Below are 12971 nucleotides of genomic sequence, written 5' to 3'. Positions count from 1 at the left end.
ATGAAAATAGGAGTTGTAATTGCGGATGGAGTAGGTTATCGAAACTTTATTTTGAGTGACTTTATAAAAGAATTGAAATCTAATGAGAATGAAATTATTATTTATTCAGGTTTAATAAAAGATGTTTATGAAAAAGAATTACTGAATGGGATTTCATTTAGGGAATTAGAAATTTATAAGGAATCGAAAATAAGTTGGGTACTGAGAAAATTAAAAGAAGTTGCTCATTTACAATTACATAAAAAATCATTTGGAATTCAAACGAGTTTGAAAAATGGATATCCTAAAAATGGAACTAGTTTAAAAGCCAAACTTATAAAGGTTATTTACAAAGTAACTACCTATTTAAATAATGAATTTTGGATACGTGGTTTTGAAAAATTACAATATTATTCCTTTAAATATAGTCTTATAGTGAAAAAATATAAGCGATATCTAAGTGAGGATTCACCTGATTTTATTTTTTTTACACATCAGCGTCCTTATAATTTAGCACCTTTATTAGGAGCTGCTAAGGGTTGTAAAATTAAAACTGGGACATTTATTTTTAGTTGGGATAATTTGCCTTCCAAAGGCAGGATGCTTGGTAGTTTTAATCATTATTTTGTTTGGAGTGATTTAATGAAGGATGAACTACTTTATTATTATTCTACAATTAGTAAATCCCAAGTTCATGTGATAGGCACTCCTCAATTTGAGCCATATGTTATAGTTGAATATTTTAAGGATAAGGCATCCTTTTTTCAAAGGTTTAATTTGGATGAAACTAAAAAAACAATTTACTACAGTTGTGGTGACGTATCTACTAGCAAATTAGATCCACATTATATTGATTGTATAGCTACACTTATTCAAAATAATAAAATTATAGTACCTGTTAATTTTATAGTTCGGACATCACCAGCTGAAGATGGAGGTAGATTTGAAGAATTGCAAAAAAAGTTCGGATTTATTCAATGGAATTTTCCTAAATGGACTTTAACACGTACCAATCACACTGAAATGTGGTCACAAAGGGTACCAGATAAGCAGGACTTAAAAGATTTAAGAGCTTTATTAGCCTATTCTGACATTAATATAAATATGTGTTCTACTATGAGTTTAGATTTTATGATTTTTGACAAGCCTATTATTAATGCAGTTTTTGGGAATACTCAAAATGGAATGTATGATGATCAAAAATATTTAAATTATGACCATTATAAAAGAGTTGTAGATAGTGGAGCAGTGGTTATTGCCAAATCAGAAGCCGAACTAATTTCAGCCATAAATGAGGAACTTAAAAATCCAACATTTAGAGCAAAAGAACGTAAAGAACTCTTAAATTTACAAATAAGTAAACCATTAGAAGGTACTAGTAAACGTATGGTAAAATTGTTAGCAACACTAAATGAATAAATCCAAAACCATAGCCATTGTATGCAATTATGCTTTAAATCCGAATAGGATTGGAGGGATGGATCGCTTTTATGTAGCTTATAATAAAAGAGCTAAGGAATTAGGACTTGATGTACATTGGTATTTTAGTGATTATAAAGAGACAATTCCATTTTTTAAGGACTTAACCATTTTTAATAGTGAAAATAAGTCGTTGGAATTGTTTTTTATCAATAAAATTCAAAAAGAGGGTTTTAACTATGCTATTTTAGTAACGCATTTTATGGCTTTGTGTACACCATTTTTTAAACAAGCTAAAAAAAGTGGCATTCAAAAAATTATTGCGGTGGATCATAATCCTAGACCTTTGGAAGGTTTTCCGCTGATTAAAAAGCTGAAAAACAATATAAAAGGACTGCTATATAGTAGGTATATAGACCAATTTGTTGGGGTTTCAAAGTATACCAAAAAACATATTTTAAAAGATTATGGCTTCTTTTTAAAAAATAAAACAAGGGTGATTTATAATGGTATTGATACTTCAAAATTTAAAAAAAGAACGGAAGTTCATAAAAATAAATTTATTGTAACCTCACATTTGCGTTTTTCAAAAGGAATTCAAGATTTGTTGAAGGCGGTTTATAAATTACCAAATAATCTTAAAGGTTCTTTTGAAATAGACATTTTTGGCGAAGGTCCTTATGAAAATGAATTGAAAGAATTATGTGTTCAATTGGAATTAACAAATAACATTCATTTTAAAGGCAGTTCGTCTCATTTAAATGAATTATTTTCTAATTACAGCTATATGTTGCAACCTACTTATATGGAGTGTTTTAGCTTGTCAATTTTAGAAAGTTTAGCAGCAAACGTGCCTGTAATTACTACTACCGTTGGAGGAAATTTAGAGGTTGTAACAGATAATGTAAATGGTTTTATTTTTGAACCTGGTGATGTAATGGCACTACGTACAATTTTAAAAAATATTATTGAAGGAAAGCTACAAATTACCAATGAAACCAATTTATTAATAGAAAACCAATTCAATTTAGCGAAAATGGTTGAAAATCATTCAACCTATCTTCAATGAACATAGCATTTTTAACTCCTGAATACCCACATAAACTTACCGGAAAATCGGGGGGAATAGGTACGAGTATTAAAAACTTAGCCAATGGGTTAATTGCTGAAGGTTGCGAGGTGTTAATTATTGTATTCAGACAAACAAAAGATGCTGTTTTTTATGATGAAGGCATTGAAATTCATCAAATTAAAAATGTAAAGTTAAAAGGGTTGTCGTGGTGGTTAACGCGTAAAAAGATTGAGCAAAAAATAAACGATTTACATAAAAACAATAAAATTGACATTGTTGAAGCTCCTGATTGGACAGGAATAACCTCCTATATTCAACCAAAAAAATGCCCAGTTGTAATTCGATTGCATGGTTCCGATACTTATTTTTGTCATATAGATGGAAGAAAGGTGAAATGGCAGAATAAATTCCATGAAAAAAGAGCGCTCAAAAAGGCCACTGGTTTTATTTCGGTAAGTAGGTTTACAGCAGATGTAACCAATGCTATTTTTAATTTAAAAAAGGACTTTACCATTATTCCAAATGGTATTGACGTGAACTTATTTAATGCTAACAAGCAATTAAGTTTACATAAGGATACAATTTTGTATTACGGAACTTTAATTCGTAAAAAAGGATTATTAGAGTTACCTTTCATATTTAATGAATTAATGCAACTAAACCCAAAATCAACGTTAGTTTTAGTGGGTAAAGATGCAAAGGATATAGTAACTGGAAGTAAGTCTACTTGGGAATTAATGAAGCCTTTATTTCATACAGATGTCTTAAAACAAGTGAATTATTTGGGTGAGGTTCCGTATAATGAAATAAAGAAGTACATTGAAATGGCTAATGTTTGCGTGTTTCCAACTTTTGCTGAAGCCTTACCTGTTTCATGGATTGAAGCCATGGCATTACAAAAAGCCATTGTAGCATCCAATATTGGTTGGGCTACAGAAGTAATTGATGATGGAGAGAATGGTTTTATAGTGCATCCTACAAATCATAAAGAATTTGCTCTAAAAATCAATATTCTTTTAAATGATGAATCGCTTTGTAAAGAGTTTGGTAAGCAGGCACGATTAAAAGTGGAGCAACAATTTTCACAAAAAGTAGTGGCAACACAAAGTATTGAATTTTATAAAAGATATATAAAATGATGAATTTAGAAACCTATATAACTACATCTGGTGAAACCATTTTGTATTGTGGTGCTCCTGATTTTGAATTGTTAGAGCGTCTTGTTTTAGGTGCTGGAGATTTGTGGCATAGTTCTCTAGATCAGGGTTTTACAAATTCCTTTGAGGATATCATCTATCAAACAGCTGTGTATTGGTGGTTTTTAAATGATTTTGAAGGAAGTAATCAAGTAGTTTCTTGGCGCGTACATCCTTCGTGTTTTGCCATTAGAAAAAAGGTATGGGAACAATTGGGTGGATTTGATGAAGTTTATAATTCACTAGTAATGAAAGGAATTGATTTAGGATATAATTTATTGAGAAATCAGTCTGGATTGCCATTATATGTAAAAGGCCTATTTGCTTCTGAAACTAATACTATTCAAATACCTTCAAACGATCGCTATTTATTTTACAAAAAACATTTCAAAATACATCATAGCTATTATATGTTGTTTAGAAAAGGGTTGTTTAACTGTTTTTCAGAAATAAAAGCTTTTAATTATGCGAAAAATCATTTTGTAAAAAAAGAAGTAAGTCCCATTTCTCCTAGAAAATTAAATCCAATTGAAGGAAATCCTACCGTTAGTTTGGTAATACCAACTATGCGAAGACAAAAGTATGCGCAACTTTTATTAGAAGATCATAAAAACCAAACGTATCCTGTTTCACAAGTAGTAATTGTTGATGCAACTCCTGAAGAGGAACGAGATGCTAATTACTATAATCCATCTGATTTCAATTTTAAACTAGAAGTTTATTGGCAAACTACCAAAGGTAGTTGTAGAGCTAGAAATGAAGCGTTAGAAAAGTGTACAGGTGAGTATGTAATTTTTGCAGATGATGATATTCGAATTCAACCAAATTTTGTCGAAAATCATATCCGTTTGTTGCAAACTTATAATGCAGATGCGTGTAATGGTTTGGATATAATGGCGGAAAACATGCATCAAAATTTAGATGATTTAGAAGATAGATTGAATAAATTAGGCGATAAAAGATGGTTTGTAGGGGTTGCTAGAGCCTTTAGCAATGCCAATTCTTGTGTGAAAAGAGCATGGATTGATAAAATTGGTTATAACGATGTAAATTTTGATGGTGGTTATGGTGAGGATAGCGATTTTGGTATTCGTTTAATAAAAAATGGCGCTCTAGTATTACAGAATCCGTTTTCAGCAAATTTACATTTAAAACCCCCAACAGGTGGATATAGATGGTGGGGTAGTCAAGCTAGCATTATTGGTAAAAAAAGGAAACAGCAACCGTGGGAATTAGATAACCCTGTAAAATATATAAAACCTGTTCCAAGTCCTACAATTACGTACGGAATTTTAAAACATTTTAAACCACATCAAGTAGCAGAATGGCGAAAAAAGCATTTCTTTATTTATTTGTTAAAAGCTCCTTTAAAAGTAATGTTGCTTAGATTTCTGATATACCCATACAAGCAAATTCAGTTTAGTAAATCTATTCAGTATGCCAAAGGATTGATAAATTTAGGTGAACGATTTAAATAAATACAAATGAAATTTAGCCTAATTATTTGTACCTATCAACGTCCGGTTGCCATTATTAAATTGTTGGATACTATTCAGCAGCAAACACTGTATCCGAATGAAATTATTGTAGTGGATGGTTCCTTAGATGATAAAACTCAAAATGCGTTAACCTTAAAAAATTATGAAAATGTAAGTTATTTTAAAGCTAGTGAAATGGATCGAGGACTAACAAAACAGCGTAATTTTGGGATTTCTAAAGTGAATAGTTCCATAGATATTATTTGTTTTTTAGACGATGATACCATTCCTGAACCAAGTTATTTTGAAGCATTAATAGCCACTTATCAGTTAAAACCAAAAGCATTAGGTGTTGGTGGCTATATTACAAATGAAGTAAAATGGCAAACAAGTCCCATACAAAATGGATTTAGTTTGGATGGTTTTTACCGAAAAGAAAGCACTCGTTTTAAAATTAGACGATTTTTAGGATTAATTGATGATACATCACCCGGTTTTATGCCAAAATATTCACACGGGCGCCCCGTAAGTTATTTGCCGCCTTCTAATAAAATTTATCCAGTAGAACTGTTTATGGGAGGCATTTCTTCATTTAGAAAAGAAGTCTTTAATACTCTTCAGTTTTCTACCTATTTTGAAGGGTATGGACTGTATGAAGATGCTGATTTTTGTCTGCGATTATCAACTTTAGGCGAACTATATGTAAATACATCCGCCAGAATTGAACATTACCATGAGGCATCTGGCAGACCCAACAAGTATACCTATGGTAAAATGGTAGTGCGTAATGGTTGGTATGTTTGGCGGGTGAAATATCCAAAGCCCTTATTAAAAGCCAAACTCTTATTTCATTGTAATGTAATTGTATTGTTGAAATTGCGTTTTATAAATGCAATTACAGGAAGGAATAAAAAAGAAGCTTTTACAGAAGCTTTAGGTAGATTGGTTGGTTGGTTTTCATTATTTTTTAATAAACCTATACTAAAATAAGACTAGCAATTAGATTCAAAATTTTAAGAGATTAAAAAACCTCACCATATAAAATAGTGAGGTTTTTTTTTGATGTTCCTATAGAAGTATAAGTTATACAACAGCTACAATACATAAAGCATTAAAAGCTCCATTGTGTAAAGGATAGAAGGCGCTATTTACTTCTTGAATAAATTCAACCAATAAAAAATGAATTTGAATGCCATGAGAAGTTGGAACTGATTCAGGTATTAATTGAACGGTGGTTACCAAATTTGATATGGCCAATGTTTCGGTATTGCTAAAACTGTTTTCAAAACGCCCAGTTTCAAAATCGATGATTGCCATTCCGCACTCTAATTGTACATGGGTTGCACCATCCGGAATTGAAAGTTGCTCAGAAGGATTAAAATCTTGAATTTCAATTTTTCCTGTTGCCGTTTCTAAAGTATAAGGAGAATGTAGAACAGATTGTAAGGTTGCTCGTATGTTGAAATCAAATCCTTTTAAAATTCCTTTTCCTTCATTAGTGGTCAACCCCAACCCTGCGGAGCGCTCACCTCTTACGGAAATATGATCCAGATTTTTAAGTTCGCTCATGACTTTTAGCATTCTACTCGACAATTTTGAATCTTTTGCTTTGTTGAGGAATACACCTACAGATTGTCGAATTAATTTTCCTGTTTTAGCATTTAACCCAAATTCACTCAGATTTTCTCGAGTACGTTTAAAAGCCGGATCTTTCATGATTCTACTTTTACTCACTCCTCCTTTGGTTCGTATCAAGTAACCATCTTGACTCTTGTAAAACGTTAGTCCATCCAACGTTCCTTCTAATTTGATAAAGCTTTTTAATTTAGCCATAGTTAATAAATTTAAAATTAATAATAGTTAAATGTAAAAGAGAAGTGGAGTGCATACAAAAAGGAGGTTCCGATGATGCCGATAAAGCATAAATTTTCAGTATAAGTTATATTTATCCATAAATAATTAGGTTATGACATAAAAAGTGAAATATTCCGAATTGGTGCTAATTGGATGTAATCGGCTGTTTTATGTCAATAATGCCGGTTTTACCACAATTTTAAGAGGTATTTAAAGAAGCCAACTTAGAGTATACTCTATAGATACTTGGAAGATACTCGGAACAAAACGATTGGTGTTTTAAATAAAATAGATAATTTAACAATGCAATAAATAAATCAAAAAGTAATTGATTAAAGAATTACAATTAATATGCCTTGCATATTGCCCTAGTGTTAAATCTATTATTTTAATTTGACTTTAATAAGCATCATTAAATTGGAACAAAAAAAATATAAGAGTAACAGTACAAGAGAAATTTGAAATTACTACTTTAGTCACTAGGAATATTCAATTTTATAAAAGCATCGTATAGAAAATGACATTGTTTCAAGTAATACAATCTGATTTTAAAAAATATAAAAAGTATGGAGGTAATTTTATAACCATTCTTTTTTTAACCCAAGGGTTTTGGGCTGTTTTTCAATATAGAATTGCAAATCTGGTTTATAGAAAAGTACAAATTCCAATATTAAGGCAGTTGTTATTATTTTTAATGATACTATGGCAAAAACTTATTGAGATGAGTACAGGAATTTCAATCCCAGCATCTGCTCAAATTGGAGGTTCTTTTTATATAGGACATTTTGGAGGAATCATATTAAATTCCAATACAATTATAGGAAACAATTGTAATATCTCGCAAGGCGTAACAATTGGTGTTTCAGGAATTGGAAATTATAGAGGAGTACCTAAAATCGGGAACAATGTATATATAGGAGCAAATGCAGTTATTGCAGGAAAAATAATAATTGAAGATAATGTATTAATTGGGGCTTGCTCTTTAGTAAATTGTGATGTTTTTGAAAATGAGGTTGTTGTTGGAGTTCCTGCGTCACCAATTTCTAAAAACAGTTCAAAAGGATATATTTAATGAAATTTTTGATTGTTACATTTGCGCCAACATTAAAAAAGGAGGATAAATTTTATTCATACGCTCCTTATGTGTATGAAATGAATATTTGGTCGAAATATATTGAAGAATTGGGTATTATTTCACCAATTGTTTATGAAGATAAATTGTTGCTTTCATCTTTTGACAAGGAACCTCAAATTTTTCCGATCAAGCCGATTTCTTTTGTATCAATTCCAGCTATTTTTATAAGTCTTTTTAGAATTCCATTACTATTAATCCAACTTTTTAAAGCAATGCAATGGGCTGAACATATTCATTTAAGATGTCCCGGAAATGTTGGGTTGTTGGGATGTTTTGTGCAAATATTATTTCCGAAAAAGCCTAAAACTGTAAAATACGCTGGTAATTGGGATCCAACAAGTAAGCAGCCAAGAAGTTACAGGTTTCAAAAATGGATACTTTCAAATACTTTTTTAACTAGAAACTGTAAAGTGTTGGTGTATGGAGATTGGCCAAATCAGAGTGAAAATATTGTTCCTTTTTTTACGGCGAGTTATTCGGAGGAAGAAATTGAAGAGGTTCAAATTAGGGATATTTCGATAGTTAAGAAACAGATTGCTATGTCACGTACTTTTCGCAATGACGAATCGATAGAAGAGGGGCAGATGCTGAATCGAGTTCAGCATGACGATTCAAACCGTCATTCTCAGCTTGACTGGGAATCTCATGATTTGGAAAACGATCAACAGATTGCCACGTTGCATACTCCTCGCAATGATAAATCGGTAGAAGGGGAGCAGATGCTGAATCGAGTTCTGCATGACGGAATACAACGTCATTCCGCACTTGATGCGGAATCTGTTACTAACAAACTAAAATTCATCTACGTTGGCGGATTAACACCTGGAAAACAACCATTGTTAAGTGTTCAAGTGGTGCACGAACTAAAAAGAAAAGGATACAATGTTCAATTAGATATGTATGGTGATGGTGTTGAAAAAGCTAAAATAACAGATTATATTTTAGATAACTCATTAGAAGGTATTATAATTTTACATGGAAATACTTCAAAAGAAATTGTAAAAAAGGCTTATCAACAAGCTCATTTTTCACTATTTATTTCAAAATCTGAAGGGTGGCCTAAAGTTGTGGCGGAAGCCATGTTTTGGGGATGTGTTCCTTTAACGAGTGCCGTGTCTTGTGTTCCAGAAATGTTAGGGAATGGGAGTAGAGGTACCATAGTTGTTGCGAATTCACATGAGATTGTGAGTGTTATTGAAGGGTATGTTAAAAATAATGAAATGTATAAAATTCATGCGCAAAACGCCATGGAATGGTCGAGGCAATTTACTTTAGAGAAATTTGAAGAAGAGATTGGGAGGTTGTTTTAATTAGTCCCCTCTTGAGAGGAGTTAGGGGTGTGTAAAAGAATTATTATAATTAAAAGTATCATGAAAAAGAGAAAATTAATCCCCTATGATAAGAATTTAAAGGAATTAGCTAAGAATTTAAGAAATAATTCAACTAAATCAGAAATTTATCTATGGAGAATATTAAAAAATAAACAATTTTATGGTTATAAATTTATAAGGCAAAGACCCATTGATAAGTATATTGTTGATTTTTATTGCCCAGAGTTAATGCTAGCTATAGAACTTGATGGCTATTCCCATCAATTAGTAGAAGTACAAGAAAAGGATTTGATAAAAGAAAAAAGGTTAAATGAATTAAATGTTGCAATTTTACGTTTTTCGGATTTTCAAGTATTTAATGATATAGAAAATGTAATTAGAAAAATAGAATTTTATATTTTTGAATTTGAAAAACACACCCCTAACCCCTCTCAAGAGGGGAAAGAACGATAAGAAAATGATCAGCTTGAATTTCCAGTGGGTTTTTCACAGTTGGGGCGCTGGATAATTTATAATTTTTTTTGATTATCCTAAATATGAAGCTATCTCCAATTAAAAGTGGGAAAATGATTGGATTGAAAGCGTATAAAAAAAAACACACCCCTAACCCCTCTCAAGAGGGGAAAGAACGATAAGAAAATGATCAGCTTGAATTTCCAGTGGGTTTTTCATAGTTGGGGCGCTGGATAATTTATAATTTTTTTTGATTATCCTAAATATGAAGCTATTCCCAATTAAAAGTTGGAAAATGATTTGATTAAAAGTGTATAAAAAAAAACACACCCCTAACCCCTCTCAAGAGGGGAAAGTATGATAAGAAAATATGAACAAAAACCTAAACGTCTTACAAATTATTGATTCTTTAAACCCTGGTGGTGCAGAAATGATGGCAGTAAATATTGCCAATGGTTTACAGGAAATAGGTGTAAATTCCCATATTTGTGCAACGCGTATGGAAGGTTCTTTAAAAAATAATATTGATAGTAATGTAGGCTATTTGTTTTTAAATAAAAAAAGCAGCATAGATATTAAAGCATTATTGAGGTTAAGAATCTATGTAAATAAACATCAAATAAGTATTATTCACGCACATTCATCTTCCTTTTTTGTAGCCATATTATTAAAAATGGTAAAACCTTCAGTGCAAATTATTTGGCACGATCATTATGGGAATAGTGAATTGTTACCTGAAAGAAAGAGTTTTGTGCTAAAAATTTGTTCCTATTTTTTTAAAAGCAGTATAGCCGTTAATGAATTGTTATTAGCGTGGGCAACCAAAAATATACATTCAAAAAATAAGACTTATTTAGCCAATTTTGCAAGATTAAACACTGATTTAAAACAGGAAACTGTTTTAAAAGGTATTAAAGGGAAAAGAATAGTGTGTTTGGCTAATTTACGCCCTCAAAAAGATCATTTAAATTTACTACATGGGTTTTCTAACTTGGTAAAGGGCTATCCGGATTGGACACTTCATTTAATAGGAGCTGATTTAAATGATTTTTATTCACAAGAAATTAAAGGTTTTATTGAACATAATGATTTGCAAAAAGCTGTTTTTTTATATGGTAATTGTAATGACACTTTAAATGTGCTACAACAAGCAACTATAGGGGTTTTATCCTCTAAATCAGAAGGATTACCAGTAAGTTTATTAGAATATGGATTGGTTGGTATACCTGTTGTTGCTACAGAAGTTGGCGATATTAATAAAGTGGTGATACCGCAGCAAACAGGTATCTTAATTCCTCCAAGTAATTCTGTGGCCTTAAAAAATGCTTTGGAGTATTTTATAAATAATGGTATAGAGGCACAAGAGTTAGGAAATAGTTTGTATAAATTTGTTACGTTAAACTTTTCAAGAGAAAATTATTTGAATGAATTAGTTAAAATATATCAATTTGCATAGCTTTTCAAAATATTCCAGGTTGTTTTTAACACTTCTCCATCTAGGATTGGGGGTATTATTGCTTATAGGGTCTTTTAGTAAAATATTTTCTATAGCGATATTAATTGTTGGAGCTTTAACTATTATAAGAACCAACAATAAACATAATGAGGCGATGTTTTGGAGTGCTTATTTGGTAGGTGGTGAGGTGTTGTTTAGAATGGCAGGAGGGATGATTTTTCATGAATTACCAAAGTACGCTGTGCTATTATTTTTATTGATAGGATTGTATACTGAAGAAAAAAGGCATCATGTTTCTGTAAGTTATTTAATTTATATTTTATTACTCTTAATAGGGATTGCTTTTGTGGATATTCCTTTTAATGAGTCCATTCGAAAAGCCATTGCGTTTAATTTAAGTGGGCCAGTACTATTAGGTGTTGCTGCCATTTATTTTTATGGAAGGAAAATACCATTAGAAATGGTTTTGGATATGTTGTTTGTGATGTGTTTACCAATTATTTCTATGCTAAGTTATTTGTATTTTAAAACACCAGATTTAAAGACTATTGCATTTGGTGGGTCTGCAAATTTTGAAACCTCAGGAGGTTATGGCCCTAATCAAGTAGCAACTATTTTAGGTGTAGGGGTATTTATTGTTGTTGTTCATTTATTTTTTAAAAAACGGTTGTTATTTGTAGTTGGTTTAGATATTTTATTATTTATGTATTTGGTATTTAGGGGATTGATTACACTGTCTAGAGGAGGTATGGTAACAGCATTTTTTGCCATTTCTTTTTTTAGTGTTTTTTATATTTTAGCAAAAAAGGATCCATTGTTGAGTTTTTTTAAATATGTGGGTTTGGTAGTATTGTTTATAATAAGTACTTGGGTGTATACTGCGGATGTAACAGATGGAATGCTTACAAATAGGTATGCAAATAAAAATGCTGCTGGAGTTGAAAGAGCAGATATTAGTACAGGAAGAATAGATTTATTTGAAAGTGAGTTAGAATCTTTTTTTGAGCATCCTTTTTTTGGAATTGGTGTTGGTGGCTCTAAATACAATAGGATGGAAGAATCCGATATTGTCGCCGCTTCTCACAATGAAATAAGTAGGCTATTAGGAGAGCACGGAATGATTGGTCTGGTGATACTTATGTTACTAATTTTAATTCCTGTATTTCAGTTGTACAAACAATCTTATTTACCAAGGGCTTTTTTAGGAGCATTTTTACTGTTTTGGTTTTTAACCATCAATCATTCAGCGATGAGGATTGCGTTTCCAGCATTTATTTATGGTTTAAGTTTAATAGTAATTGAAAGAAATTCAATTGATGAGGAAGATAGTGTACATAGGGAATAATGTAACTAAAGGCAATCCAACTACTTTAGTTCAATTATCTTTTTTATTGGAAAGTTTAAATTTTCAAGTGTATACGTATTCCAATAAAAAAAACAAAGTTCTTAGGCTATTAGCTATGATTTTTGGTGTGCTAAAGCATAAAAAAGCAGACTATATTTTAATAGATACCTATAGTACCACTAATTTTTATTATGCTTTTTTTATTGCTCAATTGGCAAGATTGTTGAAAATAGCATATATTCCAATTTTACAT

At 31.1% G+C, this 12971-nt stretch carries 11 protein-coding genes and 1 pseudogene; 11 read left to right on the top strand and 1 reads right to left on the bottom strand.

What is annotated here, in order from left to right; genetic code table 11:
- From ABY298_RS04780 to ABY298_RS04760, 5 genes are read left to right on the top strand one after another with little or no spacing between them, the layout of a single operon-like run.
- Positions 1–1398, top strand: coding sequence for a hypothetical protein (locus tag ABY298_RS04780; RefSeq protein ID WP_372744868.1), 1398 nt, complete (start codon positions 1–3; stop codon positions 1396–1398).
- On the top strand, positions 1391–2467 hold the full coding sequence (locus ABY298_RS04775) for a glycosyltransferase family 4 protein (RefSeq protein ID WP_372744867.1): 1077 nt from the start codon (positions 1391–1393) through the stop codon (positions 2465–2467). The genes ABY298_RS04780 and ABY298_RS04775 overlap by 8 nt, the downstream gene beginning before the upstream one ends.
- Complete coding sequence (locus ABY298_RS04770; protein ID WP_372744866.1) at positions 2464–3609, top strand: glycosyltransferase family 4 protein; 1146 nt, start codon at positions 2464–2466, stop codon at positions 3607–3609. The genes ABY298_RS04775 and ABY298_RS04770 overlap by 4 nt, the downstream gene beginning before the upstream one ends.
- On the top strand, positions 3606–5144 hold the full coding sequence (locus ABY298_RS04765; protein ID WP_372744865.1) for a glycosyltransferase family 2 protein: 1539 nt from the start codon (positions 3606–3608) through the stop codon (positions 5142–5144). The genes ABY298_RS04770 and ABY298_RS04765 overlap by 4 nt, the downstream gene beginning before the upstream one ends.
- Positions 5145–5150: 6 nt before the next feature.
- Positions 5151–6134, top strand: coding sequence for a glycosyltransferase family 2 protein (locus ABY298_RS04760; protein ID WP_372744864.1), 984 nt, complete (start codon positions 5151–5153; stop codon positions 6132–6134).
- A 93-nt stretch (positions 6135–6227) separates the two neighbouring features.
- Here the strand turns inward: ABY298_RS04760 and ABY298_RS04755 are convergent, their stop codons facing one another.
- Entirely contained in the window at positions 6228–6938 is a 711-nt protein-coding gene (locus tag ABY298_RS04755) for a hypothetical protein (RefSeq protein ID WP_372744863.1), read from the bottom strand.
- Between the two features lie 577 nt (positions 6939–7515).
- Here ABY298_RS04755 and ABY298_RS04750 point away from each other — a divergent pair.
- From ABY298_RS04750 to ABY298_RS04725, 6 genes and pseudogenes are all read left to right on the top strand, one after another.
- Complete coding sequence (locus ABY298_RS04750) at positions 7516–8070, top strand: serine O-acetyltransferase (protein WP_372744862.1); 555 nt, start codon at positions 7516–7518, stop codon at positions 8068–8070.
- Complete coding sequence (locus tag ABY298_RS04745; RefSeq protein ID WP_372744861.1) at positions 8070–9443, top strand: glycosyltransferase; 1374 nt, start codon at positions 8070–8072, stop codon at positions 9441–9443. The genes ABY298_RS04750 and ABY298_RS04745 overlap by 1 nt, the downstream gene beginning before the upstream one ends.
- A gap of 60 nt (positions 9444–9503) precedes the next feature.
- Positions 9504–9917: an endonuclease domain-containing protein gene (locus ABY298_RS04740; RefSeq protein WP_372744860.1), complete on the top strand. Its 414-nt coding sequence runs from the start codon at positions 9504–9506 to the stop codon at positions 9915–9917.
- A gap of 370 nt (positions 9918–10287) precedes the next feature.
- Positions 10288–11373, top strand: coding sequence for a glycosyltransferase (locus ABY298_RS04735; protein ID WP_372744859.1), 1086 nt, complete (start codon positions 10288–10290; stop codon positions 11371–11373).
- 46 nt (positions 11374–11419) lie between these two features.
- Positions 11420–12718: an O-antigen ligase family protein gene (locus ABY298_RS04730; RefSeq protein ID WP_372744858.1), complete on the top strand. Its 1299-nt coding sequence runs from the start codon at positions 11420–11422 to the stop codon at positions 12716–12718.
- Positions 12690–12971, top strand: a pseudogene (locus ABY298_RS04725) (glycosyltransferase family 1 protein); the annotation flags it as partial. The gene ABY298_RS04730 and the pseudogene ABY298_RS04725, both read left to right, overlap by 29 nt.

This window comes from Lutibacter sp. (assembly GCF_041596795.1).
Classification (GTDB): Bacteria; Bacteroidota; Bacteroidia; order Flavobacteriales; family Flavobacteriaceae; genus Lutibacter.
Note: the sequence above shows the minus strand (reverse complement) of the source record. Positions and strands in the feature narration are given on the sequence as shown.